At 67.1% G+C, this 24,678-nt stretch carries 28 protein-coding genes and 1 pseudogene; 12 read left to right on the top strand and 17 right to left on the bottom strand.

Features of this window, described 5'->3' with window-relative positions:
- Window positions 1–45 precede the first annotated feature (45 nt).
- Window positions 46–918 (top strand): 1,4-dihydroxy-2-naphthoate polyprenyltransferase, encoded by an 873-nt coding sequence (locus C6A82_RS03070; RefSeq protein WP_105343070.1) that lies wholly within the window; start codon window positions 46–48, stop codon window positions 916–918.
- Window positions 919–927: 9 nt separating this feature from the next.
- On the opposite strand, the gene C6A82_RS03065 is transcribed toward C6A82_RS03070, so the two are convergent.
- Together C6A82_RS03065 and C6A82_RS03060 are read right to left on the bottom strand one after the other, a co-directional pair.
- Window positions 928–2,031 carry a DUF1214 domain-containing protein gene (locus C6A82_RS03065; protein WP_105343062.1) on the bottom strand — a complete coding sequence of 368 codons (1,104 nt, stop codon included), beginning with the start codon at window positions 2,029–2,031 and terminating at the stop codon, window positions 928–930.
- Complete coding sequence (locus tag C6A82_RS03060; protein WP_105343064.1) at window positions 2,028–2,603, bottom strand: TetR/AcrR family transcriptional regulator; 576 nt, start codon at window positions 2,601–2,603, stop codon at window positions 2,028–2,030. The genes C6A82_RS03065 and C6A82_RS03060 overlap by 4 nt, the downstream gene beginning before the upstream one ends.
- Window positions 2,604–2,631: 28 nt before the next feature.
- Between C6A82_RS03060 and C6A82_RS03055 the strand changes: the two genes are divergently transcribed.
- The 8 genes from C6A82_RS03055 to C6A82_RS03020 all read left to right on the top strand — a co-directional run bounded on the left by C6A82_RS03055 (window position 2,632) and on the right by C6A82_RS03020 (window position 9,977).
- Window positions 2,632–3,879 (top strand): sulfotransferase, encoded by a 1,248-nt coding sequence (locus tag C6A82_RS03055; RefSeq protein WP_105343066.1) that lies wholly within the window; start codon window positions 2,632–2,634, stop codon window positions 3,877–3,879.
- Window positions 3,880–4,040: 161 nt separating this feature from the next.
- A complete protein-coding gene (locus tag C6A82_RS03050; RefSeq protein WP_311101643.1) occupies window positions 4,041–5,042 on the top strand; it encodes a MoxR family ATPase in 1,002 nt (333 codons plus the stop codon).
- 9 nt (window positions 5,043–5,051) lie between these two features.
- Complete coding sequence (locus tag C6A82_RS03045; protein ID WP_105343439.1) at window positions 5,052–6,032, top strand: DUF58 domain-containing protein; 981 nt, start codon at window positions 5,052–5,054, stop codon at window positions 6,030–6,032.
- Window positions 6,022–6,495 carry a hypothetical protein gene (locus tag C6A82_RS03040; RefSeq protein WP_105343437.1) on the top strand — a complete coding sequence of 158 codons (474 nt, stop codon included), beginning with the start codon at window positions 6,022–6,024 and terminating at the stop codon, window positions 6,493–6,495. Before C6A82_RS03045 ends, C6A82_RS03040 begins: the two co-directional genes overlap by 11 nt.
- On the top strand, window positions 6,486–7,487 hold the full coding sequence (locus C6A82_RS03035; protein WP_105343436.1) for a hypothetical protein: 1,002 nt from the start codon (window positions 6,486–6,488) through the stop codon (window positions 7,485–7,487). Before C6A82_RS03040 ends, C6A82_RS03035 begins: the two co-directional genes overlap by 10 nt.
- Window positions 7,484–8,428, top strand: coding sequence for a VWA domain-containing protein (locus C6A82_RS03030; protein WP_105343434.1), 945 nt, complete (start codon window positions 7,484–7,486; stop codon window positions 8,426–8,428). The genes C6A82_RS03035 and C6A82_RS03030 overlap by 4 nt, the downstream gene beginning before the upstream one ends.
- Window positions 8,425–9,150 carry a hypothetical protein gene (locus C6A82_RS03025; RefSeq protein ID WP_105343432.1) on the top strand — a complete coding sequence of 242 codons (726 nt, stop codon included), beginning with the start codon at window positions 8,425–8,427 and terminating at the stop codon, window positions 9,148–9,150. The genes C6A82_RS03030 and C6A82_RS03025 overlap by 4 nt, the downstream gene beginning before the upstream one ends.
- Window positions 9,151–9,176: 26 nt before the next feature.
- Window positions 9,177–9,977, top strand: coding sequence for a class II aldolase/adducin family protein (locus tag C6A82_RS03020; RefSeq protein WP_105343429.1), 801 nt, complete (start codon window positions 9,177–9,179; stop codon window positions 9,975–9,977).
- A 59-nt stretch (window positions 9,978–10,036) separates the two neighbouring features.
- On the opposite strand, the gene C6A82_RS03015 is transcribed toward C6A82_RS03020, so the two are convergent.
- On the bottom strand, window positions 10,037–10,978 hold the full coding sequence (locus C6A82_RS03015) for an NADP-dependent oxidoreductase (RefSeq protein WP_105343427.1): 942 nt from the start codon (window positions 10,976–10,978) through the stop codon (window positions 10,037–10,039).
- A 127-nt stretch (window positions 10,979–11,105) separates the two neighbouring features.
- Here C6A82_RS03015 and C6A82_RS03010 point away from each other — a divergent pair, with 127 nt between their 5' ends.
- Complete coding sequence (locus C6A82_RS03010; RefSeq protein WP_105343425.1) at window positions 11,106–11,591, top strand: MarR family winged helix-turn-helix transcriptional regulator; 486 nt, start codon at window positions 11,106–11,108, stop codon at window positions 11,589–11,591.
- An 11-nt stretch (window positions 11,592–11,602) separates the two neighbouring features.
- Here the strand turns inward: C6A82_RS03010 and C6A82_RS03005 are convergent, their stop codons facing one another.
- Both C6A82_RS03005 and C6A82_RS03000 read right to left on the bottom strand, forming a co-directional pair.
- Entirely contained in the window at window positions 11,603–12,631 is a 1,029-nt protein-coding gene (locus tag C6A82_RS03005) for an aminotransferase class V-fold PLP-dependent enzyme (RefSeq protein ID WP_105343423.1), read from the bottom strand.
- Window positions 12,628–12,939: a DUF4229 domain-containing protein gene (locus C6A82_RS03000; RefSeq protein ID WP_105343421.1), complete on the bottom strand. Its 312-nt coding sequence runs from the start codon at window positions 12,937–12,939 to the stop codon at window positions 12,628–12,630. The genes C6A82_RS03005 and C6A82_RS03000 overlap by 4 nt, the downstream gene beginning before the upstream one ends.
- A gap of 52 nt (window positions 12,940–12,991) precedes the next feature.
- Between C6A82_RS03000 and C6A82_RS02995 the strand changes: the two genes are divergently transcribed.
- The gene (locus C6A82_RS02995) at window positions 12,992–13,153 is read left to right on the top strand and encodes a hypothetical protein (protein ID WP_199193665.1); all 162 of its coding nucleotides are present in this window, start codon (window positions 12,992–12,994) and stop codon (window positions 13,151–13,153) included.
- Window positions 13,154–13,165: 12 nt separating this feature from the next.
- On the opposite strand, the gene C6A82_RS02990 is transcribed toward C6A82_RS02995, so the two are convergent.
- The 10 genes from C6A82_RS02990 to C6A82_RS02945 all read right to left on the bottom strand — a co-directional run bounded on the left by C6A82_RS02990 (window position 13,166) and on the right by C6A82_RS02945 (window position 22,794).
- The gene (locus C6A82_RS02990) at window positions 13,166–14,245 is read right to left on the bottom strand and encodes a MinD/ParA family protein (RefSeq protein ID WP_105343419.1); all 1,080 of its coding nucleotides are present in this window, start codon (window positions 14,243–14,245) and stop codon (window positions 13,166–13,168) included.
- Between the two features lie 30 nt (window positions 14,246–14,275).
- Window positions 14,276–15,313, bottom strand: a complete 1,038-nt coding sequence (gene ccsB, locus C6A82_RS02985) for a c-type cytochrome biogenesis protein CcsB (RefSeq protein WP_105343417.1) — start codon at window positions 15,311–15,313, stop codon at window positions 14,276–14,278.
- 106 nt (window positions 15,314–15,419) lie between these two features.
- Complete coding sequence (locus C6A82_RS02980; RefSeq protein ID WP_311101642.1) at window positions 15,420–17,018, bottom strand: cytochrome c biogenesis protein ResB; 1,599 nt, start codon at window positions 17,016–17,018, stop codon at window positions 15,420–15,422.
- Window positions 17,015–17,842, bottom strand: coding sequence for a cytochrome c biogenesis CcdA family protein (locus C6A82_RS02975; RefSeq protein WP_105344567.1), 828 nt, complete (start codon window positions 17,840–17,842; stop codon window positions 17,015–17,017). Before C6A82_RS02975 ends, C6A82_RS02980 begins: the two co-directional genes overlap by 4 nt.
- Complete coding sequence (locus C6A82_RS02970) at window positions 17,839–18,435, bottom strand: TlpA disulfide reductase family protein (protein WP_199193719.1); 597 nt, start codon at window positions 18,433–18,435, stop codon at window positions 17,839–17,841. Before C6A82_RS02970 ends, C6A82_RS02975 begins: the two co-directional genes overlap by 4 nt.
- Complete coding sequence (locus tag C6A82_RS02965; RefSeq protein WP_105344570.1) at window positions 18,432–19,040, bottom strand: histidine phosphatase family protein; 609 nt, start codon at window positions 19,038–19,040, stop codon at window positions 18,432–18,434. The genes C6A82_RS02970 and C6A82_RS02965 overlap by 4 nt, the downstream gene beginning before the upstream one ends.
- Entirely contained in the window at window positions 19,037–20,338 is a 1,302-nt protein-coding gene (gene hemL / locus C6A82_RS02960; RefSeq protein WP_105344571.1) for a glutamate-1-semialdehyde 2,1-aminomutase, read from the bottom strand. The genes C6A82_RS02965 and hemL overlap by 4 nt, the downstream gene beginning before the upstream one ends.
- Window positions 20,339–20,467: 129 nt before the next feature.
- The gene (locus C6A82_RS02955) at window positions 20,468–20,851 is read right to left on the bottom strand and encodes a nitroreductase/quinone reductase family protein (RefSeq protein WP_105344573.1); all 384 of its coding nucleotides are present in this window, start codon (window positions 20,849–20,851) and stop codon (window positions 20,468–20,470) included.
- 114 nt (window positions 20,852–20,965) lie between these two features.
- Window positions 20,966–22,315, bottom strand: a complete 1,350-nt coding sequence (locus C6A82_RS02950) for a cytochrome P450 (RefSeq protein ID WP_233216899.1) — start codon at window positions 22,313–22,315, stop codon at window positions 20,966–20,968.
- Window positions 22,312–22,794, bottom strand: a complete 483-nt coding sequence (locus C6A82_RS02945) for a pyridoxamine 5'-phosphate oxidase family protein (protein ID WP_105344577.1) — start codon at window positions 22,792–22,794, stop codon at window positions 22,312–22,314. Before C6A82_RS02945 ends, C6A82_RS02950 begins: the two co-directional genes overlap by 4 nt.
- A 20-nt stretch (window positions 22,795–22,814) precedes the next feature.
- Between C6A82_RS02945 and C6A82_RS02940 the strand changes: the two genes are divergently transcribed.
- Complete coding sequence (locus C6A82_RS02940; protein ID WP_105344578.1) at window positions 22,815–23,159, top strand: DUF3024 domain-containing protein; 345 nt, start codon at window positions 22,815–22,817, stop codon at window positions 23,157–23,159.
- A gap of 67 nt (window positions 23,160–23,226) precedes the next feature.
- Here the strand turns inward: C6A82_RS02940 and C6A82_RS02935 are convergent.
- Window positions 23,227–23,831, bottom strand: a pseudogene (locus C6A82_RS02935) (TetR/AcrR family transcriptional regulator).
- On the bottom strand, window positions 23,806–24,672 hold the full coding sequence (locus tag C6A82_RS02930; protein WP_105344580.1) for an oxygenase MpaB family protein: 867 nt from the start codon (window positions 24,670–24,672) through the stop codon (window positions 23,806–23,808). The pseudogene C6A82_RS02935 and the gene C6A82_RS02930 overlap by 26 nt, the downstream one beginning before the upstream one ends.
- Window positions 24,673–24,678 lie beyond the last annotated feature (6 nt).

The raw sequence follows: 24,678 nt of genomic DNA, 5'->3' as shown, positions 1-24,678 counted from the left end.
GTCACTCCGCCCGCAAGATTGGCAGCCCATGACACGATGGCGTCCGTGGCGAGTGTCGCGCAGTGGGTCGAGGGGGCGCGACCGCGCACTCTGCCGAACGCCATCGCTCCGGTGATCGGGGGCACGGGTGCCGCTGCCTGGCTGGACGGCTTCGTCTGGTGGAAGGCCCTGCTGGCGCTCGCCGTCGCGGTCGCGATGATCGTCGGGGTCAACTACGCCAACGACTATTCCGACGGCATCCGCGGCACCGACGATGTGCGCGCCGGTCCGCTGCGGCTGGTGGGGTCCCGCTTGGCCGCACCACGCAAGGTGCTCACCGCTGCATTGGTGTGCTTCGGCCTCGCTGCCGTGGCCGGGGCCGCACTGGCCCTCGTGAGTGCGCCGTGGCTGCTCGCCGTCGGAGCGGTGTGCATCGCAGGCGCGTGGCTCTATACCGGAGGCTCGAAGCCGTACGGATATCTGGGACTCGGCGAGGTCGCCGTGTTCGTGTTCTTCGGCCTTGTCGCCGTGCTCGGTACGCAGTACACGCAGGCCGGTCGCGTCGACTGGATTGGCCTCGCCCTCGCGGCCGGTATCGGATCGCTGTCGTCGGCGGTCCTGGTCGCCAACAATCTTCGCGACATACCCACCGACAAGGAAGCCGACAAGATCACGCTGGCGGTGCGCCTCGGCGACGCCCGCACTCGCCTGCTGTATCAGGGCCTGTTGGCCGTCGCCCTGCTCATGACGTTGTTGCTGATGCTCGCGACGCCGTGGTGCGCGGTCGGGTTGGTCGCGGCGCCGCTGGCGCTGCGTGCCGCGCGGCCCGTGCGCACCGGCGGCATCGGCAGAGACCTCATCCCGGTCCTGCGTGACACGGGCCTGACCATGCTGGTGTGGTCGATCGCGTTGGCGCTGGCGTTGTGGCTCGGCGCCTAGCGCCCTTCATCAGCTGACGGCCGTCGGCGCATCGGCAACTTTGACCAACTGCACCTCCGGGCGGGCGGGCACGTCTTCGGCGAGGAACCAGCGGAACGCGAGGTTGCCGAGCGGATAGCCCAGCGTCGTCAGCGCATTCGGATGCGTAGTCATCCCGCGCGACAACACGACCGTCACCGAGCCGTCGGCGTTGGGCACCGCGCTGTGGCCGTTGACCGAACTGCGAGCGTCGTCGACGCCCGGAGTGGCCATGAACTGATTCCACAGCACCAAGTTCCAGAATCGGCACTTCGGCGGTCGATGAGTGATGACCAGCGCCTCGTCGTCAGAGAGCACGAAGCTTCCGTACCCATAGCAGGCGTCGCGCGCCGACCAGCCGAAGTTCGCGTCGGGAACCTGGTAGGGATCGGCGAATTGGTTTGCGGCCTGCGAGATCTCGTGGCCCAAGGCGTGAGAGTCCTCGACCCGTGCGCCGACGGCGAGCGGCAGAATGGCGAACATGGTCCGCATCCACGCGGCACTCGCCCGCAGAGCGGCGGCGGTCTCTTCGTCACCGTGGCGGAACGGATCCGGCTCGTCGAGTGCCTCGATATGCCAGCTGACGGGCCGTCCGGTGCGCGGGTCGGCCTGGTAGTCGCGGGTCATCAGCACGGCCGCATCGGGCGTCGGCCCCAATTCGAACGAGAAGTTGCCGTCGGCGTCGATGTCGAGGTCGTCGTCGCGCAGGATCGCGACGATCCGGTCCGACCACGCACCCGGCGACGGCTCGTTGTATGCGGTCACCGAGAAGTAGACGCTGTCACCTTTGTTCCCGCTGATTCGGTAGCGCCGCTTCGGGTCCACCGGGCACATGAAGTAGTAGGCGTCGGTGTTGTCCCCGCCCCAGCGGCGATCCTGCCGCGCAGGCGAATTGACCTCGATCCACCGCGGTCGGCTCGGGTCGGGGAACATATAGGTATCGAATGCGACGCCGAGTGTGGTCGCGAGCATGCGATAGCCGTCGGCGACGTGCCGGTCATCGGTGACGGCGCGATCGCCTTCGAGGAACGAGGCATCCAGTTCCCCAAGGGTTTCCAGCAGTTCGCGCCATGCAAGCGTCGACTCGTGTGTCATGCGCTGATTCCTTTCGTGATGAAGGTGGCCGTGCGCTCCACCCAGGCGTCGTCGAGATCGTGATTGCGGGTGATGATCGCCATCAACGCCATGCCGGCGATGGCTTCGACGAGATCGACGGCCGTCACGTCCGGCCGGACTTCGCCGCGCCTCACGGCGTCGTCGAGACGCTCGGTCATACCTCGGGTGGTGATGTCGCCGAACCGGCCGAGCAGCTTCTCATGCAGCGTCGGATCGGTGGCCATCTCCGCCAGCAGCCCCGGCATCGCGGCTCTCGCTGCCGGAGTGGTCAGCACGCCCGTCGCGCGCCGCACCATCTCGCGTAAATCGCCGGCGAGCGAGCCGGTGTCTGGCAGCTCGGTCGCCTCGGAGATCGGAAAGACCGCCTCGTGCACCACATGCGCCTTGCTCGGCCAGCGCCGGTAGATCGCCGGCTTACTGGTGCCGGCGCGCTTGGCGATCGCATCGACCGACAAATCGGCGTAACCCGACGTCCCCAGCAGTTCGACCGTCGCGCGCAGCACCGAATCGTCGATGCGCGGGTCGCGGGGGCGGCCGAGGTCTGTTGTCATTACGAAACTCAGAGTAACATAAGTCCACATGACCGATGTCGAAGCAGCCGTCGCCCACCTCGATGACCTGACCGAGCCGCGCTTCAGCGAAGGGGCGCAGCAGATTCGCGACGTGATGGCGTCCATGGCGCCCGACTGCCCACTCGACGCCGACGTACTGCACGCCAAGGCCGCCGCAGAGACCGGCTTCGACGACTTCGGCCCCGACGACTACCGAGAACGCCTCGATGTGTATCTGACTGCGCTGCGGGAGATTCCGACGCTGATCCCAGCCGGGATCGTCAACCATCACGCCCAGCTACTGCAGTGGCTGAAGAACCGGTTGCTGCTCACCGAACTACTGGCTCGTCACCCGCAGATCAACGACATCGAACTGCTGCCGCCGGTCGTCATCGCCGGGCTGCCGCGCACCGGGACCACCCACCTGCACAACCTGCTTGCCGCGCCGGCGACCTTCCGCACGATGCCGTACTGGGAAAGCAATGAGCCGTTCCCGTTGCCTGCCGAAGCCGGCCTCGAGCCCGATCCGCGCCGAACCCGGATGGACGTCGCCGTCGAAGTGATGAACGTCGTGATGCCGCACTTCCCCTTGATGCACGAAATGACGACCGACCATGTGCACGAGGAGATTCAGCTACTGGCCAACGACTTCTCCACGATGTTGTTCGAGACGCTGGCGCACGTACCGCGGTGGCGCGACTACTACATGGCCCACGATCAGACGTCGCATTACGAGTACCTCGCGACACAACTGAAAGCCATGCAGTTCCTTCGCGGGGGCCGGCGCTGGCTGCTCAAGTCGCCGCAGCACCTGGAGCAACTGCCGGTGCTGAACGCCGTCTTCCCCGACGTGTTCGTGATCTTCACCCATCGCGACCCGGCCCCGGTGACGCTGTCGATGCTTGCGATGATCACCTACAGCGCGCGGATGTACTGCGCGCCGGTGCCGGTACACGACATCTCGTCGACATGGGTCGAGCGGCTGGGCCGGATGCTCAACGCGCTGGTCCGCGATCGTGAAACCATTCCGGAGGAACGCTCGATCGACGTCCGGTTCGACGAGTTCATGGTCGACGAGATGGCCGTCGCGACGCAGGTGTACGACAAAGCAGGCGAGGCGCTCGACGACGAAGCACTGACAGCGATCAGCGGCTACCTGGCAGGCCACCAGCGCGGCCGACTCGGCAAGGTGGCGACATCGCCGGAGATGTTCGGCCTGACCGAGAGTGAGCTGCGCGACCCGTTCGCCGGCTACGTCGCCCGATTCCTGGCCTGACTTCACCGCGAGCAGGCGCAAAAGTACCCTCGAACGGGCGCCTTTGGGCACTTTTGCATCTGCTCGCGACGGAGGGCAACCAACCCCTTCGAGGTCTCTGTGTGCGGACCGGCGACCACGGGTACTAGCACCCTGGCCCGTTCACGGCTAGAAAGGCACAGATGACCGCAGCACCCGCACCGCTCGACCAGCGTGCCATCACCGATGCCCAGCGCATCGTCGGCGCCGTCGGCAACGCCTTTTCCGCGAAGGTGGTGGGCCAGCAGAACCTGCGGGAGTCGCTGCTCATCGGCCTGCTCGCGGGCGGACACATCCTTATCGAGAGCGTTCCTGGCCTGGCGAAGACGACGGCCGCCCGCGTCGTCGCAGAATCCATCCACGGCGGCTTCCAGCGCATCCAGTGCACCCCTGACCTGCTGCCAAGCGACATTATCGGCACCCAGGTCTACGAGTCGGCGACGAACTCGTTCAACACCCAGCTCGGCCCGGTGCACACGAACATCGTGCTGCTCGACGAGATCAACCGCAGTAGTGCCAAAACCCAGAGCGCCATGCTGGAGGCGATGGAGGAACGTCAGACCACCATCGCGGGAACGGTCTACCCGATCCCCGAACCGTTTCTGGTGATAGCCACCCAGAACCCGGTCGACCAGGAAGGCACCTATCCGCTGTCGGAGGCGCAGACCGACCGGTTCATGCTCAAAGACGTTCTCTCCTATCCCTCCGCCGACGAAGAGGTCGAGGTGATGGACCGCATGGACGCGGGGCTATACGACAAGAGCAACCGAAGCAGGCCGGTCGTCGGGCTCAATGACATTCGTCGGCTGCAGGACGTGGTCCGCCACATCTACATGGACAAGGCTTTGATCCGCTACGCCAGCGAGCTCGTCTCGGTGACCCGCGCGCCCGAGGATTACCTACCCGCGCAACTGGCGCGCCTCATCGAGTACGGCGCCAGCCCGCGCGCGACCATCGCCTTCGTCAAGTCCGCGCGTGCGCTCGCGCTGCTGTCGGGCCGGGCACACGTGATCCCCGACGACATCGCCACGCTGGCCCACCGCGTGCTGCGGCACCGCCTCATCCTCGGCTTCGAGGCGGCGAGCAACGGCGTCACCCCCGAAGTAGTCATCGACGCTGTGCTGCAAGCTGTCCGAGTGCCCTAAGGCTTCGGCGTGAGCAAGCATCTCAACAGGGCGAGGTCGCATTTCGGCACCGACACCCGCGGCCTCCTCGAAGGCGGGCGCTACGCGCTGTTGCACAGCCGCAGCCTGGAATTCGACGACCTGCGCCCCTACGTGCGCGGCGACGATGTGCGCGACATCGACTGGAAGGCCTCCGCACGCTCGGGCAGCGTGTTGATCAAGCGCTTCGTCGACGAGAAGCACCACAAGATCCTGCTCGTCGCCGACGCAGGCCGGAACATGACGGCGCAGGCGCCGAGCGGCGAGGCGAAAATCGATGTGGCCACCAACATTCTCGGCGCCATCGGGTTGATCACTCTCGGTCGCGCCGATCAGATCGGCATGGTCTACGGTGACAGCCGCGGTTGCGTCAACATCCGCCAGGGCCGCGGCGAAACCCATATCGAGAACATGCTGCACCGGTACTACGGTCACGCACTGGCCAAGCCCGGCGCCAGTGAAATCGCCTGTCAATTGGATTATGTGGCGAAGCATTACCGTCACTCGATGCTCATCGTGGTGGTTTCCGACGAGCCCGAGACCGGCGGGCATCTCGAGGAGGCGGTGCGCCGACTCGCAGGTCGGCATGATGTCTTGTGGGCCATGGTCGCCGACGCACCCGCCATCGGAACGCACGTAGCGCAGCACGACGGGTACGACGTCGCGAACGGGAACTTCGTGATCGGCGAAGCCGACCTCGGTCCCCGGATCGTGGCCGCCTACCGGCGCGCCGAGACGAACCGTCGGCGCACGCTCGAAGAGTTCATGACCACACGTGCGATCCCCCATACGATCGTCGGCGCCAGCCGGCAGATCCGCTCTCGGCTGGTCGAGATGGCGCAGGTGTTCTCGTCCTCCTCGCGTGCGGGGGTGTTCTCGTCCTCCTCGCGTGCGGGCGTCTCCTCGTCCTCCTCGCGTGCGGGTGTCTCCTCGTCCTCCTCTCGTACGGGGGTGCGGCCGCGTGCCGGATGACGTTCTGAATTTCGTGTTCGGCCCGTCGCCGTACTCGGCGTCGTGGTTATGGCTCGGGTTGGCGCTGTTGCTCCTCGTCATCGGCTGGTACACAGCCGTTTTCGCCTGGACGCTGCCAGCGCACCGGCTGCGGTCCATTCCCGTGCTGCGATCGGTGCATGCCAAGCTGCTGAGACGGACATTCGTCCGCGCGATCCGGTCGATCGACGGGCAATACCGCGCAGGTGAACTGACGGCGGCCGAGGCCAGTCACCGGATGAGCCGGACGTTGCGCAGCTTCCTGCACCAGGCAACCGGCACTCCCGCGCAGTACCTGCATGTGGAAGCGATCCGATCCGGCACGCTGGCCGATGCGGCCCCCGTGCTCGCCGCACTCAACGATGCGCAGTTCAACACGGCGTCGCCGGTCGACGTCCGAGAAATCGGTGTGACGGCCGAGGAATTGATCCAGTCGTGGTCCTGACCTGGTGGCCGGTCGCGATCGCCGGATTGATCTGCGCCGCGGTCGCTATCGTGCTTGCGCTGCTTCTACCGATGGAGCAGGTTCGGCGGCAACTGCGCCGGATGGCGAACACCTCGCGGCTGACGCGTCTACCCGAATACGCCCGACTGGCACGGGCGAGGCTCTTCTCGATGCTCATGGCGGTGGCCTTGATCGGGCTGCTTCTCGGCGCGTCGGTACTTGCCAGCGCTCGACCGAGCGGGTGGTGGTGGTCGAGCGCGCCGCCCGACCCGCCGGACGACATCATGCTCTGTGTCGGCGAGCCCGTCACCGAACCAGTCACCGGAGACTTCCTGACGTACTTCGCGGGCCAGGCCAGAACGTATGGCACCCAGCGCATCGGCCTCACCTCGCCAAACCGTCGCGTCATCCCGATGACCCGCGACTACCAATACGTGGCCGCCAGGCTCGGCGACCTCGCCAAGCTTTCCCGGGACCGCGCAGACGACGCCGTCGCCACCGCCGCCTCATTCACGCCGGCGGTGAACTACGTCGACTACGCGTCCAGCGTCGAGGATGTCCTCGCGCTGTGTATGACCGGCTTCCCGTCCTTCGAATCGACAAGCTCACACCGTCGTTCGCTGATCTATCTCGGCTCTGGCCAGCTGCGCGGAGCCGACGAGACCAGGCCGTCGTTGCTTACGGCGGACCAGATCAGCGCCATGGCGAGCAAGGCTGGTATCCAGATCAACGCGCTCAGTACATCGAGCCGCAACGCGGGCGTCCTACCGTCGGTCGCGAAATCGTCAGGCGGACAGTACTTCTCGCTCGACGGGCGACAGGACCAGCTCACCGGCGATCTGGACGCCATTCGAGGTAAATCGCCTGCGGCGACCGCTCCCGTCGAAGAGTCCACCACCTCCTGGTTCGGCGACGCGCCTGCCGTTCCGCTCGGCGTTGCCGTGGTGGCCTCCATGCTGCTGTGCCTGTCGCTGATGGTGTTGAGACGATGACGTTTCAGCCGGTGCTGCCAACCGTCGTCCTGATCGTGGTCGCCGTCGTGGTCATCGCAATGCGACTACTGACCATGCGGCGGCTGTACGCCACAGCCGGGGGTCGGTGGTCGACCGTCTGGCGCTGGACCGGTCTGACACTCGCCGTCCTGCTGCTCCTCATCGCCGCGGCCAGGCCGGGCATCGACCGCGGCGAGCGGGGTGCCGCGGCGGCGCGGGCCGCCGACAACACCAACGTCTTCTTCATCGTCGACCGGTCGCCGGATTCGGGCGTTGAAGACCACCGCGACAACCAGTCACGGATGTCTGCCATTCGCGACGATATCCAGGCGTTGATCGACCAGTACCCGGGTGCGCGCTTCGCGATGATCGCCTTCGCCTCCCGCCCGTCACTGGACTGGCCGCTGTCGGAGGACGCCTGGAGCCTGCGTCCCGAGGTGGCTCGGCTGACGCCGTATCCCGCGAACGACGACAACGAGGACGTGAACGCTGCGGCCGCCGCCAACGTGCTGCGCTATCAGCTCATCGGAGCCGGGCAGCAATATCCGAACTCCGAGAGCCTGGTGTTCTACTTCGGTTCCGGCCCAGCCGGTTCCCGCGCGCCTCAGGGCGAATTCGAACCGACCGCCGGGGCGGTGGACGGCGGGGCGGTCTTCGGTTACGGCGCCGCCCGAGACGAGCCGGGCCTGCGTGCCGTTGCCGGGCAACTCGGCGTGCCCTACGCCGATCGCGATGACGGCAAGCCGATCGCCGAATTCGCTCCCGGTGGCGGAACACCTCAGGCCACCACCGGCGCCACGACGCCGTCCGAGGTGCCCGGCCGCACGGAGCTGTACTGGGTGTTCACCCTGCTTGCCGCGGTACTGCTGCTGTTCGAGCTGTTCGCCGGCATCCGCGACATTCGGCGCACCCGGTTGGCCAGACGGGACGTGACGGTGTGACAGCTACCCGTAGACCGTCGCGGCTGGCATTGCGCAAGCGGCTCGTTCTCTTCTCGGCTCCCATTGCGCTGATCGCCCTGATCGCCGCCATCAAACTGATTTCCGTCGTGGTCGCAGGCAATTCGGCGGTCGCCAATTTCCGTGACGGCGATGCCGACGGGCTTGACGGCAACAGTTCGACGCTCAACACGCTGAATGTGATCGAGCGGGCGAAAGCTCCCTTCACGGCGGGGACGGCCGCGGTACTGCAAGGCCGCCTCGACGAGGCCGACGCGCGGTTCTCGGAGGCGCTGTCCCTGACTGCGCGCGAGGAGTCCTGCCCGGTGCTGGTGAACCTCGAGCTGGTGCGCGAACGACAAGGCGACATCGACGGCTGGGAAGGCCGCACCGATCAGGCCCGTCAGCGATATCAAAGTGCGCTGGCCATCGTCGCGGACGCACCGGCAGGCTGCTTCGGCGGCAACACCGATCCCGACACTGAACGCCGCGCGGTACGCAACGACACCGTTCCGCGGCTGGAAGCGAAGATCGCCGGGCTCGACAACGCGCCACCCCCACCGCCGCCTCCTCCGCCGCCCGGCGCACCGCCACCACCTGCGGCGCCACCTCCTGCCGTCGGCGCGACGGATCCCGAGGGACGACCGGGTGAGCTGCGCCTGGATCCGGGCAACGGCGATCCGAACGAGAAGCTCCGGCAGATACTGCAAGACGCCGCCGGCTGACGGATTTCGGCGCGTAGCCTCAGCGCATGACTGGCGACGACCTCGAACAAGCAAGCAAACTCGCGAGTGGCAACGTCGCGGCGCTGCTGCCCGACGAAAGCCGTTCGGTCGAAGATGAGCGGCTGCACCGCAAGCAGAACCTTGCCGCGGCCTTCCGCCTTTTCAGCCGCTTCGGCTTCGACGAGGGCGTGGCGGGTCACATCACCGCGCGCGACCCGGAACTGACCGACCACTTCTGGGTGAACCCGTTCGGCATGCACTTCGGCCACATCCGCGTCAGCGACCTGTTGTTGGTGCGCCACGACGGCACCGTCGTCGACGGCGACAAGCCGCTGAACCAGGCGGCGTTCGCTATCCATTCACAGATTCACTCCGCGCGACCAGACGTGATCAGCGCCGCCCATTCGCATTCGGTGTACGGAAAGACGTGGTCGACGCTCGCGCGTCTGCTCGATCCGATCACCCAGGACGCATGCGCGTTCTACGACGACCATGCGCTTTTCGACCAGTACTCCGGCGTCGTGCTCGACATCGAGGAAGGCAAGCGGATCGCGCACAGCCTCGGCGACTGCAAGGCCGCCATCCTGCGCAACCACGGCCTGCTCACCGTCGGCCATTCGGTCGAGGAGGCAGCGTGGTGGTTCATCACGATGGAGCGGTCGTGCCAGGCACAGTTGACGGCGGAAGCCGTCGGTAAGCCGGTACTCATCGAGCCTGCCATGGCCAAACACACTGCGGGACAGGTCGGCACGCACTTCGCCGGGTGGTTCAGCTTCCAGCCGCTGTTCGCCCGCATCACCCGCGAACAACCCGACCTCTTCGACTGAGCCGTCCCGCCGGTTGGCAGCAGGCGGGACAGTCCTTGCCGTTGCGCTGCGGCTGCGGTTCACCAACCCGGAGGAATCAGGATCGTCTTCCCGGGTAGGCGATTGGCATCGGAATCGTCGTGCACCGCAGCACTGTCGGTCAGCGGACGGCGGTCGGCGACGGCGATCGCCAGCTCTCCGGTGTCGACGCGGCTGACGAGGTGGGCCAACTGCGCGGCGTCGCTGCGGACGAAGACCCGTTGCGCACGCACACGACGCTCGGGCTCCTCCTGCCCCGACACCATCGTGCCGACGTGGAAACCACCGTCGGCGACGAGGCCGACGAGGGCAGCGGTCTCCTCCGGTGAGGTGCTCACCAGGTTGAGCACGACGTCGAACGTCGCTCCCGCGAGAAGTGGCGTTGCGCTGTAATCGATGTAGTCGATGACCTGGTCGGCGCCGTAGTCGCGCAGACCGCCCGTACTGCGCGACGAAGCCGTTGCGGTGACCACAGCGCCCGCCTGCTTGGCGAGCTGGACGGCGTAGCCACCGACCGCCCCGCCCGCACCGTTGATCAGAATCGTCTGCCCGGCCGTCAAGCCGGCGATCTCGAAGAGTGCCTGCCACGCGGTGAGCCCGACGGTCGGCAGCGCGGCGGAATCGGCCAGCGTCACCGTGGTCGGCGCGGCTGCCAGCGCCTCGACCGGCGCGACGGCATACTCGGCGGCCGCGCCGTCGGCGTCGAGCGGAAGCATTCCGATGACCGCGTCGCCGGCCCTCCAGCCGGTGACGTCGTCACCGATTTCACTGATCGTTCCAGCGACGTCGACGCCGGGCACGTGCGGGAAAGTGATCTTGTACACGTCAGACAGATAGCCGCCGCGGATGCCCGCGTCGACCGGGTTGAACGATGTCGCCGCCACCTTCACCAGGACCTGCCCGGGGCCGGGCGTCGGACGCTCGACGTCGTCGTACCGCAGAACGTCGCTACCGCCGTAGCGGTCATAGAGGACAGCTTTCATCGTGGGCTCCTTGTTGTTTCGATGTTGAAGCAGTTACAGACCGTGTAACTTGCTTCGAAGTAGAAGCAATCCCCCGCCCGGAGTGATGTCGATCACAATGCTTCGATATCGAAGCTTATGATGGGGTGTGGCCAAGGCGCTCGACCCACAGCAGATGCGCACCTACTTCGCCCTCACCGAGGGCGTCAGCCTGCTGCAATATGCCGTGCAGCAGCAACTGCGGGCCGAGGGAGATCTCAGCTATGTGCAGTTCCAGATCCTGGCCCTCCTCGGCGATGCGCAGCGGCCGCTGACCATGACCGATCTGGCCGACGGCGTGGTGTACAGCCGCAGCGGCCTGACCCACCAAGCCGGGCTACTCGAAAAGGCCGGCCTCATTACCCGCGAACCGAGTTCGACCGACCAGCGCGAGACGGTCGTCGACATCACCGATGCGGGCGCGGCGCGCCTCGCCACGGTGCTTCCGGGCCATATCCGAGTTGTCCGCGACCTGTTGTTCGACACACTGTCCGATCAGGACGTCCGCTCGCTAGGCGACATCATGAGCCGTGCGCGCGACCACATGCGTTCGCTCCCGCCGAGGTCGGCCGCCTCTCGCAAACGACGCGACTGAACTGTGTGCTGCTAGCGCAGTACGTCGAGCAGGTGGTCGAGGTCATCTTCGGTGTTGTACAGATGGAAGCCGACGCGGACAGCGCCCGCCCGGATCGACGCTCGGATGCCGGCGTCCCTGAGCTTCTCGGCGGAGGTGGTCGGAATCGACACGATCGCCGACGGTTGTTGCGGCAGTTGCAGTTCCGTGCGCAGCAGGGTGGCCAAACCCACCGAGTGCGCTTCGACCGCGGCCCGGTCCAGCGACGCCACCCAGGACAGAGTCAAGCCGGATCCAAGCGCGCTGAACCACGTCGGCGACACATCGAAGCGACGCGCATCGTCGGCCGACTTCAGCGGCAGCCCGTAGATCGTCGACCACGGCTTGTCGGCCGCGTACCAGTTGGCGGCGTGCGGGATCATCGAGCGCGAGACCCGTTCGCTCAGCGACATCCACGCGGTGCCACGCGGCGCCAGCAGCCACTTGTAGACCGCCGCGACGGTGACGTCGGCCCAGGACAGGGCGATGTCCTTCCAGCCGAGCGCCTGGGTGACGTCGATGACGGTCAGGGTGTCGGTGCCCGCCACGTTCGCCCGGAGCGCGTCGACGTCCACCAGTGCGCCGTTGGACGACTGCACGAGGCTCACCGTCACCACGTCGTAGTCACGGGCCGTCGTCACCAATTTGTCAGAATCCAGCTCGGTGACCGTGACGCCGCGCGACGCCTGGGCGGCGAACGGAAAACTGGTGGAAGTGAATTCATTCGGCAGCGTCGCCACCCGGCTGCCGTCGGGAATGGCGGCGGCGACCAGGCCCAGCGCAGAGGAGACGGTGCCCGCCATCGTCACCGAGTCCACGGACACGCCGGCCAGCGCCGCATAACCGGCCCGCGCCGCGCGCACGGATTCGTCGAACGACGGTACGTCCATCGTGCCCGCCTGCCATTCGTGGAGGCAGTCCTGCAGAGCATCGAACATGAACCGCGGCGGTAACCCATACGTCGGCGAGTTCAAAAACCCTTCGGCGCCGACGAATTCAGCGCCAAACGCTTCACGGCTCACTTCTTCGACGGCGGCTCGTCGCCGCGCAGTCTGGCCTGAAGCTGCTCGCGATCCTGACGCCGCCGCTCGTCGATCGCGGCGATGCTCGCGTTGGCGCGCCTGCGCAGCGGGGCGAAGATCCACATGCCGAGCGGCAGCGCGATCACGATCGCGAACAGCAACGCGATGATGAGCGGGAAGTCGCGCACGCCGAGCAGATGAGCGCCCCCGAAGATCATCGCGGCCAGTACTGCGACGAGCAGAAGCCGGGCCAGCATGTAGGCCAGCACATCGACGAGGAGCCGGGATCCTGCACGTGACTCAGACACGGCCCGAGCCTACCGACGGCGCGTATATTCAGAAGGCAAGGAGGTTTTCTGCGTGGCTTTTCTGCTCCTCGTCGTCGTATTGGTCGGCCTCATCTACATCGGCTGGCGGCTGACGCGCGCCACGGCCGGGAGGCCGCGGACGCGAACAATCGGCCCTGACGACGACCCGGATTTTCTGCGTCGGCTCGGCGGCGACAAACCCCGCCCGAACTGACTTCGACTGACCTTAGAACAGGTCGTTGGGTCGCTGCGCGCCCGGGAAACCGTCTGCGACCACCGCTGCCAGCTCGATCAGCGCCTCACGCGTCTCGCGCCGCAGGAGTTCCAGGCTGATCTCGGCACCCTCTTCGAGATGCGGGTCGAACGGCACCAACCGCACCGCCCGGCAGCGGCGGTTGAAGTGGTCGACAACCTTCTGCATGTCGACTTTGCCTGAGCGCGGCCGCACGGCGTTGATCACCGCGATCGAATTGCGCACCATGTCCTCGTGGCCGTGCGCGTCGAGCCAGTCCAGCGTCGCCGAAGCACTGCGGGCGCCGTCGACCGAGCCCGAACTGATCACGACGAGCACGTCGGCCTTCGACAGCACCGCCGACATCGCCGAGTGCATGAGCCCGGTGCCGCAGTCGGTCAGCACCAGGCTGTAGAAGCGTTCAAGCACATCAAGCGTGCTGTTGTAATCGGCGGCGCTGAACGCCTCCGAAACCGCAGGGTCGCTCTCCGACGCCAGCACCTCCAGCCGGCTCGGGCCCTGCGACGTGTAGCTGCGGACGTCGCTGTAGCGGTCGATGCCCTCGGCGTCGCGCAGCAGATGGCGCACGGTCGCAGGCGTCTCCAGCGGAACCTTCTGGCTCAGCGTGCCGCGGTCGGGGTTGGCGTCGACGGCGACCACCCGGTCGCCACGAATCGACGCGAACGTTGCGCCGAGCGTCGCGGTGATGGTCGTCTTGCCGACCCCGCCCTTGAGCGACAGCAGCGCGATCCGGTAGCAGCCCTGCAATGGGCGGTTCACCTGGGCCAGCAGGCTGTTGTGGTGGATCGCCTTCGGGCCCTCGCCGAGGTTGATCAGCTTGCCCGACGCAAGAAACAGCAACCGGCGCCAACCCGCCGACGGCGGACGCTTGTTCTGTCGCAGCAGCGAGGCGGTGGAGAGCTCCGGGTACGGCTGCGGCACAGGGTCCGGTTGGCTGATCCGGATTCCGGTCGGCGGTGTGGGATCGGTCCACTCCGGCGGCGGCGATTCGTCGGTCGCCGGATCGGTGAACCGCTGCTGTGACCGAAACCCGTGCGACGAATCGTCAGACAACGGCTAGCCCCTTCTCGTTGAACGGATGTCTCAGCCGACGCCTGCGTACGAGTGCAGACCGACGGTGACTAGGTTGATGAAGAAAAGATTGAACACCATGGCGACGAAACCCGCGACGTTGATCCAAGCCGCCTTCTTGTCGCGCCAGCCCGCGGTCGAGCGGGCGTGCAGGTAGGCCGCATAGATCACCCAGGCGATGAACGACACCGTCTCCTTGGGATCCCAGCCCCAGTACCGGCCCCACGCCTCCTCGGCCCATATCGCGCCGAAGATCACCCCGAACCCGAATACCGGGAAGGCGAAAATTGTTGTGCGATAGGCGATCCGGTCCAGGGTCTGCGCGTCGGGCAGCCGCGCGACGATCCCCGCGACGGCGCCCTCGGTGTCCGGCGCGCCCAGCTTCGACATCTTGACCAGGAACAGGATGCTGGCCACCCCCGCGACCAAAAAGACGCCGGAGCCGAGGCTCACGACGGAGACGTGAATGGGCAGCCAGTAGGACTGCAGCGCGGGCATCACCGGTGCGGCGTTGGTGTAGAGCCAGCGACCCGACACCGTCAGCAGGACGAGCACGGGCACGAGCACGAACACCCACAGCGCGCGGTACTGCGGACGGCGCAGCACGATCGCTGCGGCGACCAGACCGGAGAAGCAGGTGAGGTTGATGAACTCGTACATGTTGCCCCACGGCACCCGGGAGGTCGCCATGCCACGAAGCACGATGCACACCAGCAGCAGGCCGATGCCTGCGTAGACCAGAGCCAGCCCGGACCGCCCGATGCGTTCGTCGAACGGGCGCCGCGGCCTGTCCGCGACCAGGCCCGGGGTGGCGCTGTCGGCGCTCACTCTGGATGCATCTGCTCCTCGCGTGCGCGCCCCCGCGGCTGTGCCGGATGTCGCCACCGACCGAGCGGCTCCGACGAGTTCGCGGTCCTCCACTCTTCTGCTTCGGGAGTAGGCCAGCTCGACGGCCAGGAACATCAGCGCCACTACCAGCACGACGACCGAGGAGGTGAACGCCCAGTCAGAGGAGCGGGCCAGCCCGATATCGATGTGCTCGGTGTTCATTCCTCGACTCCCGCTCCCACCGGTCCTCGCTCGTCCCTCGTCCCCTGCCCTGCGGGCGTGGGCCCAGAGATCCTCACTCGCGCTCGTCTTCGGGTGTTCATTCCTTCTAGACCTTCTCCTTGGACGGCTCCGCGGCATCGAGTCCATCGAACAGGCGGGCCGTCAACCGCTCGAACTCGTCGCCCCAGCCGGAGTTGTCGGTGCGCGCCAGTCCGCCCAGCTCGACGCTTACCGTACCCGCACCACCTGGACCGTCCATGCTCCTCGCGTGCGCGGGCGTGATTCGAACCCAGACCCGGCGCCTGCGCACGATCAGCGACACCAGCAGGCCTGCCATCATCGTCAGCGCCGACACCAGCACCCACACCTGTGCCGGGTCGTGGGACACCTGGAGGTTGATGAAGGGCACCGCCCCGTCGAAGCGGACAAGCGTGCCGTCATCCAGGCGGGCCTGCTCGCCTGCGGGCAGGTTCACCCGCGCCACCTTGGTCAGCCGCTTCTGGTCGATGAGCCGCGGGTCGAGGGTGAACAGCGACTGCGGCCGACCGGTGTCCAGCCCCGCGTCGCCGCGGTAGATGTCGACGGCCACCGCGGGGTCGTTCAGTGCGGGGAAGCTCGACGACAGCAGGGTGCCATGCAGCTGCTCGGTCGGCGCGAACAGTCCCTGGATCGCGATCTGGTGCTTGCGGCGCTCGTCGGCGTCGGGGTACGTGCCGCCCGGCGGGTCGAAACGCATGACTCCCGACGACAACAGTGTGACCGCGTCGTCGGGCCGCCACTGCACGGTCTGGGTGCGGGTCTGGCCGTCGGGAAAAGTGACGGTGAACGTGGGCGCGTAGCCGTGGCCCTGCAGGTAGACGCGGTCGCCTCCGATGCGCAGCGGTTCGTTGACCTTCAGGTGGTAGGGCCGCCACGTGTCGGTGTCGAGATCCGCGCCTTCCTGGTAGTCGATGTTGGCGGCGAATGCCAGCGCCTGCCCCGACGGCAGGTATTGCGCGTCGAAGTCGTTGACACGCAGGCAGATCGGGTTCAGCGAGGTGCCGTCGACGGTGTTGCCCGCCCGGAACGAGTCGAAAGCGGCCGGTGAGGCCGAGCAGAAGCCCGGTCCGCCGTCGGCGATCACGATGACGTTGCCCTCGTAGCCGAACAGCTTGCCGACAGCCACCGAGACGAGCAGTCCCAGCAGCGCGAAGTGGAAAACGATGTTGCCGAACTCGCGCAGATAGCCTTTCTCCGCGGAGATTTCGATGGCCTCGCCCTCGGTGCGCGTGACGCGTCGCCAGCCGCGCAGCCGCTCCGTCACGGCGGCGGAGACAGCGTCGGGTTCGCCCGCCACCTCGGCGGTGTGGTGCTTGGGCAGCCGGGCGAGATTGCGCGGTGCGGCGACGGGCGTGGCGCGCAGGCTGCGGATGTGTTCGAGTAGCCGCGGCGTCAGGCAGCCGACAAGGGAGATGAAGAGCAACGCGTAGATGGCGGTGAACCAGAAGCTGGAGAACACCGCGAACGCCTGCAGCCGGTCCAACCACGGCCCGATCGTCGGATGTTCGGCGATGTACTGCTCGACCTTGGATTCGTTCAGGCTGCGCTGCGGCAAGAGGGCGCCCGGTATCGCGGCGAGCGCGAGCAGGAACAGCAGCACCAGCGCCGTGCCCATCGAGGTCAGCGTGCGCCAGGTGTTGCGTGTGAGCGCCCCTAGCCGCCTCATATGGGCAGCCTGACGTCGCTGACGAACGCGTCGCGCACCCACGACACGAAGTCGTTCCACACACCGGTGACCAGTGCGGTGCCCACCAGGATGAGCAGCACGCCGCCGAAGATCTGGATCTGCCGGCTGTGGCGCCTCAGCCAGCCCATGCCCTGTACGGCTCGCGCGGAGCCGAAGGCCAACAGCACGAAGGGAATTCCCAATCCGAGGCAGTAGGCGATCACCAGAAGGACGCCTCGCACGACGTTCGCGCCTTCGGTGGCCGAGGCGACCGCGATCACGCCGGTGAGCGTCGGCCCGAGGCACGGCGTCCAGCCAAGGGCGAACACCGCGCCCAACAGCGGGGCGCCGCCGATGGTCGACAGCTGACGGGGCGCGAACCGGGTGTCGCGCTGCAGCAGCGGGATGAAACCGACGAACACCAGCCCCATCAGGATCGTCACGACCCCGCCGATGCGTTGCAGCAGCATTTGGTTAGTGATCAGCGCGCCCGTCATTCCGAGCACGGCGACGGTGCCGAGCACGAACACCGCTGTGAAGCCCGCGACGAACAGGGCTGCCGCTCCCGCGACGCGAAGCCGCGCGGACTTCGTCGAGATGGACGTTTCGGTGGATTTCTCTCGCACTTCTTCGCCGGAACGTGAGTCTGGGCGTGGGAGGTGGGGCTCGTCCTCCACCCCGACGATCGCGGCCAGGTAGGACAGGTAGCCGGGGACCAGGGGCACGACGCACGGCGACGCGAACGACACCAGCCCGGCAAGGACAGAGACACCCAGCGCCGCCAGAACGGGTCCGGCAGCGGCGATCTCGCCGAAACCGGTCATGTCTGCGGCGCCGGTTCGGCGGCGAGCCGCGCCACGACGGGCTGCAGATCGGAAGCCAGCAGCTCCCGCAGGAAGATTGCCGCGACCCGGTGCTCGCGGTCCAGCACGATGGTGGAGGGGATGACGGTCGTGGGGTACTTGCCGCCGAACGCGATCATCGTGCGCATCGACGGGTCGTAGATGGACGGAAACGTCACCTTGCGGTCGGTGACGAAGTCGCGGGCGGCATCGCGGTTGTTGTCGCGAACATCGATGCCGAGGAATGCGACGCCGTCGGCCTTGGTGGCGTCGTACACCTGCTGCAGCTGACCGATCTCCGAGCGGCACGGTCCGCACCACTGTCCCCACACATTGACGACGACGACCTTGCCGGCGAAGTCGTCGAGCGAAAGGCTCTTCGCGGGGTCGGTCAGGCTGGGTCCGGCCAACCGGCCTGGGCGACCGCGGTTTTCGGGTGGATCGTAGAAGATGTCGGTCTTGCCACCCGGGGCGACGAATTCGAACGTGCCGCCCTGGGCTACGGCGTCGTCACCCGTTGAGCATCCGGCGAGTGCGACCAGCGCCGCACCCGCGATGACGACCCACCACTTCACTGCCCCGCCAGCTCCGAATAGCCCCAGCCGACGTAGGTGTCACCGTGGAAGTAGAAGGACGTCAGGGACGCGAGGTTGCACAGCCGCCGGGTCGGGAAGTGGTGCAACGTCTTTGCCGTCATCGCGCGTCGCAAGGTCTCCACCGGGAGCTGATGGCTGACACAGACCGCTTCGTGGCCCGTAGCCTTGCTCCTGGCCCGGTGCAGCGCCGCCGTCATCCGTTCCGCGATCTCGGCGTAGGGCTCACCCCACGACGGGGTGCGCGGATTGCGCAGATGCCACCAGTTGCGCGGGTCGCGAAGGGCGCCGTCGCCGGGGGAAACCCTCTGACCCTGAAAGATGTTCATGGATTCGATGAGGTCGTCGTCGGTGTCGATCGACAGGCCGCGCCGCTCGGCGATCGGGGTCGCGGTCTCCTTAGCGCGCTCCAGCGGGGAGGCGACGACGTAGACGACGTCACGCTCGGCGAGCCAGTCGGCGACCCGCTGCGCCTGCGCCCGACCCCTCTCCGACAGGTGATAGTCGGGCAGTCGGCCGTAGAGGATCTTGTCCGGGTTGTGCACCTCGCCGTGCCGCATCACATGCACGATTGTTTTGTCTGTCATCCCGGTTGCGCCTCGGCAGCGGCTTGCGCGGCGCCCGGCAGCGCGGCGGCGATGTGGTCGAACGCCGCGTCGTCGAGGGCCGCCGACACGAACCAGGTCTCGTACGCGCTGCACGGCGGGTATACACCCGCGTCGAGCAGTGCATGGAAGAACGCGGGGTAGCGCCACGTCTCGGTCGCCTTGGCCGCCGCGAAGTCGGTGACGGGCGCGTCGGTGAAGAACACGCTGAACATGTTGCCCGCCCGCGAGATTCCGTGCGCGACACCGGCATCGGTCAGGGCACGCGACAGCATGTCGGTCAACCGGTCGGCGTTGGCGTCGAGCTTGGCGTAGACGTCGTCGTCCGCGGCGCGCAGCGTCGCGAGCCCGGCAGCCATCGCCACGGGGTTACCCGACAGGGTGCCCGCCTGATACACGGGACCGAGAGGCGCCAGCCGCTCCATGACCTCGGCCCTTCCGCCGAACGCCGCCGCGGGCAGTCCGCCGCTCATCACCTTGCCGTACGTGAACAGGTCGGCGTCGACGGAATCGATGCCGTACCAACCCGATCGGCTGACCCGGAACCCGGTCATCACCTCGTCGAGAATCAGCAGAGCGCTGTGCTCGGCGGTGATGCGGCGCAGCGCGGCGTTGTAGCCGGGCAGCGGCGGGACGGTGCCCATGTTGCCGGGGCTGGCCTCGCTGATCACGCACGCGATCTCGTCGCCGAAGCGGCCGAACACCTCTTCGAGCGCGGGAACGTTGTTATAGGGCAACACGATGGTGTCGGCTGCGGCGGCGCCGGTGACGCCCGGCGAGGACGGCAGCCCGAGCGTCGCGACGCCGGAGCCCGCGTCGGCGAGCAGCGCGTCGCTGTGGCCGTGGTAGCAGCCGGAGAACTTGACGATCTTGGCGCGGCGGGTGAATCCGCGGGCCAGCCGGATCGCACTCATGGTCGCTTCGGTGCCCGAGTTGACCAGCCGCAGCCGGTCGACGGCGTCGACCCGGCCGATGATCTCGGCGGCCAGCTCGCTCTCGCTTGGCGTGGGGGCGCCGAAGGACAGGCCGCCCGCCGCGGCGCGCTGGACGGCTTCGACGACAGCCGGGTGCGCGTGTCCCAGGATCATCGGGCCCCAGGAGCACACCAGGTCGACGTACAGGTTGTCGTCGGCGTCGGTCAGCCAGTAGCCCTTGGCCGAGGTGATGAAGCGCGGGGTCCCGCCGACCGCGGAGAAGGCGCGCACCGGCGAGTTGACGCCGCCGGGGATGAGGGCGCACGCGTCGGCGAAGAGCTTCGCGGAGACGTCGGTGCCGGACATGGCACCAGTGTCCCAGCTGGCCAGGAAGCGTCAACTACAGGGTGTAGGAGTTCACCCTTTGGCCTCGAATTCTGCGCGAGGGTCGTGATCAGCCGGCGATAGCAGCCGTCGCGCAGAATTCGGCGCAGATCAGCCGGGCGTCAGCGCGAAGGTGGGGTGGTCGGCGTCATTGGGCAGTTGCTTCCAGTAGCCCTCGACGACCTTGCCCGCCAGCGGCCGGTAGGCGGCGATGACCGGCGCACGCTCCTCGACGGGCACCTCGGTGGCCACGTACTTCGTGTCGCCCAGCTTGACGTGCGGGTCGGCGCGGACGTTGCGCACCCATTCGGCCTCGCCGCGGGTCGACACCAGGTACTTCACCCCGCCGACCTCGGGAACGACGACGGGGATGTGCTGCGGCTCCTTGCTGACGCGCCTGGTCACGGTCAGCGTCTGGCTGTTGCCGACTCCGGTCGCCATCGCGACCTTGTTGAAGATCTTGCGGACGAACCACGGGGGCTTGATGTAGGCCATGTCCTACGAGTCTGCTGTCGGAGTGCGGCTACCGCAATGGCCGGCGCGGCGCAACTGCTCGGCGGTCAGCGTCGAGGACCACCGCGGCGGCGACCCGGATCACCGATGACGCGTTCACGTCCGCGCCGCCACCTGCGCGCGGATCGGACCCTTCGCGACCGTGGTGAACGGCACCTCGCACTGGAAATCGGGATCCAGCGATCGGATCACCACCGCGCGGACGATGGTGGCCAGCGCGAGCGTCGTCTCCAACCGCGCGAAGTGCTCACCGATACATGGGCGTCCGCCGCCGAGAAACGGCAGGAACTGCCAGCGGTCCCTGGCGTTGTTGTTCTCGGGGCTGAATCGGTCCGGATCGAAGTCCGACGGCCGGTCCCACAGCGCCGGATCATGGTGCAGCCCATAGAGACCCACGGCAATCAGGCTGCCCGCTTCCACGCGGTAGCCGTCGACGGCGATGTCGCGAGTGGCCAGGCGCGCCACACCCGCCGCGGGTGGACACAGCCGCAATGCCTCGTGCAGCACCTGCGTGGTGTAACCGAGGTGTGACACATCCTCGGGGGTCAGCTCGCGGTCGCCGATGGCGGCGGCCTCGGCGGCGACCCGCGCTTGGATGTCGGGGTGGTGGCCGAGGATCCACAGCGAGTACGTCAGCGCTGTCGCCGTGGTGTCGTGGCCGGCGAGCATGAACAACAACAGATCGTTGGAGATGTCGGCGTCGGAAAGAGGCTGCCCGGTTTGAGGATCGCTGGCGGCGATCAACGCCTGCACCAAGGGCGCGTCGCGGTTCGGGTCGGCGCGGCAGGCGGCGACCATCTGGTCGGTGATCGCACGCATCGCCGCGACCGCCGCGCGGGCCCGGCGCCGGGCCGGGGTCGGGAGCCATCTCGGCGCCCGCACCGGGCGCAATGAGCGGTCGGCGGTATAGGACGATGCGACGTGCATACACCGGGCGATCGTGTCTGCCCGTTCGTTGAGATCGACGCCGAGGATCGAGCGGCCCAGCGAAGCCATGGCGACCTTGCGACACTCCACATCCAGGTCGATTTCTGCGCCATCCAGCCAGCGATCGACGAATTTCTGTGCCGCACCGGACATGTGGCCGCCGAAGGCGCGCACATTGTGCTTGGTGAAGACAGGCTGCAGCGCTCGCTTGCGGGGCCGCCATTGCTCGTTGGGCAACACGAAAAGGCTGTCGCCCGCGATGTCGCGCACCTCGTTGTGGATGATGCACCGCTCGGAGAAGGCGTCGGAGCGCCCTAACACGTCGCGCATCGCATTGGGTGAGAACACCGCCACGATCGGCGGGAACAACCTCTTCGGCCCGAACTGGATGCGGGTGATCGGTCCGCCCGCGTCGCGGATCGTTTCCTGGCCTGTGTCGAGCCGCCGTAGCAGCTTCAACAGATCTCTCAGGGGCAGAGGGTTCTTCGGGGCCAACGGCAGCGTGCTGACGTCGCTCACGAGTGCCAGAGCAGAACCTCCCCCTCACCCTGTGTCATCACCGTGCCCGGCATGACCCTCAGCCGGTACGGGCTCAGCCGCAGCACGGCGAACTCCTTCGACGTCGGGCCATCCTTCCACATCGGAATTATCCTCGGGTCGTAGCCCACTGGCTGCGGGCCGTTGGCGAACCTGTCCCACACCGCTTTTCGGGTCTCGTCATCGGTGTACCACTCCACCAGGCATTCGGAGCTGCAGGTGTCGTGGCTTGGCGACCAGTAGCTGACCGACATCTCGGGATGCGCGGCGAGGTGGGCCCGCTTGACCCGGCTGGGCACGGTGGCTATCCAACCGAACAGGTCGATGCCGTCCCACTCCCAATACGGGTGCAGAATCCGGGTGCGCGGCTTGCCGTCGGCGTCGACGGTCGCCACCGACGCCCACACGATCGAATGCGCCATCTCGACGAAGGCGGGCGCGATCTGGTCCAGCGGGGTCATCGCCGACTAGCTTAGGCATCATGCCGCTACAAGCCGAGGACGTAGCCGCAGTGGATCGATGGGTCGAAGCGCTCAACGCGGATATGCCCCCACATGTAGCCGCCCAGCTGAAATATCGCGCCGAGGTGCATCGAAACGCGATCACCTTCTTCGAGTGTCGAACCATGGATCCCTCGAGCTCTGACACGAGTTGGTTCGAGGTACCGTTCGCCCGCCTGCGTTTCACGCGATCGCAGGGCTGGCAGCTCTACTGGTCAGACAGGGACTCCAAATTCCACGTGTACGACTTGGTTGAGCCGACGCGTCAAGTGCGACGTCTTCTCGACGAGATCGATCGCGATCCCACCTGCATCTTCTTCGGCTAGTCGGCGCAGGCTGATCTGGCGAGCGGACGATTCTGTGTCTGCTCGCTGACGCGTGTACGAAGCGCGGTCACGCGGGCACCGCCCGCAGGGCGGTGGGGAGGCTGGGCAGGAAATGTCGGTCGCGAACGCCCGGATGTCGTCGGCGGTGTCCAGAGGCTGCGCACCGGGCAGCAGCAGCGCCATCGCCGCGTAGCGCAGGATCGTGTCGGCCAATTCGTTGACCGCCTGCTCGCCGATGCGGTCGGCGAACCCGGCGGGGAAGATCTCGCGCAATGCGTCGGCCATCCGCTCGGTAGCGGCGCCGTAGTGCGTGCGCGCCAGCTCGAGGACCAGGGCGGGTTCGTCGCTCATCATCCGGTTCAGCACCCGGTGCCTGCGGAACCGCAGGATCGACAGGGTGAACGCCTCGACGTAGTAATTCGACCGCGGCGCAGCCTTTTTCAGGTCGGTCGCGATGTCGGCGAACAGCGCCACGTTCTCGCGTTCGATGACGGCCGCGACGAGCTCGTCCTTGTTGGAGAACCGCCGGTAGATGGTCGTTCGGCTGACACCCGCGCGGCGAGCCACGTCTTCGAGCGCAACCCTGCGCAGGCCATGCCGCTCGAACTCGACGACGGCGGCGTCGAGGATGGCTTCGGTGCTGGGGTCAGCAGGCTGGTTTGCAGTGGCCATACCCGGCTTGGGCGAATTTGTTGAAGCGCAGCCGCATCGGCAGATGATCCCACAGCCAGTTGACCGGACGCGACCGCCAGATCGCCGCGAAGCGCTGGTAGCGCTTCTCCTGGCGTTCACTCCATGGCAGGCCGAGCAGGACACGGGTGGGCGGCGGCATACCGCCAGTGGTCAGGAACGCGGCGACCGGGTTGAACACCGCGGAGATCACCCGCCACAGCGGTGCGGGTACACCCTTCGGGCACGGAAAGCCCTTCGTCACGTAGCCGACGCCGTACTCCGCGGTCGGGTGCGCGACGACGATCTCGTCGATCATCCGGTTCCAGTACCGCTCGAACTCGTCGTAGTCAGCGGGCATCACGCGATCGCTCACCCCGTAGCGGCGGTACCAGGTCTTGGATTCCAGGTAGATCTGCTCCTTCTCCTCGCGGCGCAGGCGCTTGACGAACGTGTCGGCGAAGTAGAGCACCTGCTCGACGAACGTGGCGTGCGCCCAGAAGTACGTCTCCGGGTCGAGCGCGTGATAGCGCGCGCCGCCCGGCATCGCGCCCTTGATATCGGTGTGGAAGTCGCGGACCTGCTGGCCGGGATTCTCGTCGTCGCTGCCGTACACGGTCATGAAGATCGGCGGCAGGGAGCGCTTCACCCTCGCGGCGGTGTCGTCGAAAAACACCGAATGGTCGAGCACGCCCTGGCCCAGTTCGGCGAGCATGTTCTGCAGGACGGCCGGCCGCGGCCCGATCAGGTACATCCGGTTGTCGCCGAAGTAGCGCCAGATCAGCGACTGCGGTCCAAGCGGCAGTGCGTCCAGCTGTCGCGCGTTCTGCGCCAACTCGGTCATGCGGAA

The sequence above is a fragment of the Mycobacterium sp. ITM-2016-00318 genome (assembly GCF_002968285.2).
Lineage (GTDB): Bacteria > Actinomycetota > Actinomycetes > Mycobacteriales > Mycobacteriaceae > Mycobacterium.
This window is presented reverse-complemented; position numbering and strand designations above follow the sequence as displayed.

Coding starts and splice junctions, on each gene's coding strand:
- C6A82_RS03065 (WP_105343062.1), bottom strand. CDS start 2,031: ATGACACACGAGTCGACGCTTGCATGGCGCGAACTGCTGGAAACCCTT.
- C6A82_RS03060 (WP_105343064.1), bottom strand. CDS start 2,603: ATGACAACAGACCTCGGCCGCCCCCGCGACCCGCGCATCGACGATTCG.
- C6A82_RS03055 (WP_105343066.1), top strand. CDS start 2,632: ATGACCGATGTCGAAGCAGCCGTCGCCCACCTCGATGACCTGACCGAG.
- C6A82_RS03050 (WP_311101643.1), top strand. CDS start 4,041: ATGACCGCAGCACCCGCACCGCTCGACCAGCGTGCCATCACCGATGCC.
- C6A82_RS03030 (WP_105343434.1), top strand. CDS start 7,484: ATGACGTTTCAGCCGGTGCTGCCAACCGTCGTCCTGATCGTGGTCGCC.
- C6A82_RS03020 (WP_105343429.1), top strand. CDS start 9,177: ATGACTGGCGACGACCTCGAACAAGCAAGCAAACTCGCGAGTGGCAAC.
- C6A82_RS03015 (WP_105343427.1), bottom strand. CDS start 10,978: ATGAAAGCTGTCCTCTATGACCGCTACGGCGGTAGCGACGTTCTGCGG.
- ccsB (WP_105343417.1), bottom strand. CDS start 15,313: ATGAACACCGAGCACATCGATATCGGGCTGGCCCGCTCCTCTGACTGG.
- C6A82_RS02980 (WP_311101642.1), bottom strand. CDS start 17,018: ATGAGGCGGCTAGGGGCGCTCACACGCAACACCTGGCGCACGCTGACC.
- C6A82_RS02975 (WP_105344567.1), bottom strand. CDS start 17,842: ATGACCGGTTTCGGCGAGATCGCCGCTGCCGGACCCGTTCTGGCGGCG.
- C6A82_RS02965 (WP_105344570.1), bottom strand. CDS start 19,040: ATGACAGACAAAACAATCGTGCATGTGATGCGGCACGGCGAGGTGCAC.
- hemL (WP_105344571.1), bottom strand. CDS start 20,338: ATGTCCGGCACCGACGTCTCCGCGAAGCTCTTCGCCGACGCGTGCGCC.
- C6A82_RS02955 (WP_105344573.1), bottom strand. CDS start 20,851: ATGGCCTACATCAAGCCCCCGTGGTTCGTCCGCAAGATCTTCAACAAG.
- C6A82_RS02945 (WP_105344577.1), bottom strand. CDS start 22,794: ATGACCCCGCTGGACCAGATCGCGCCCGCCTTCGTCGAGATGGCGCAT.
- C6A82_RS02940 (WP_105344578.1), top strand. CDS start 22,815: ATGCCGCTACAAGCCGAGGACGTAGCCGCAGTGGATCGATGGGTCGAA.
- C6A82_RS02930 (WP_105344580.1), bottom strand. CDS start 24,672: ATGACCGAGTTGGCGCAGAACGCGCGACAGCTGGACGCACTGCCGCTT.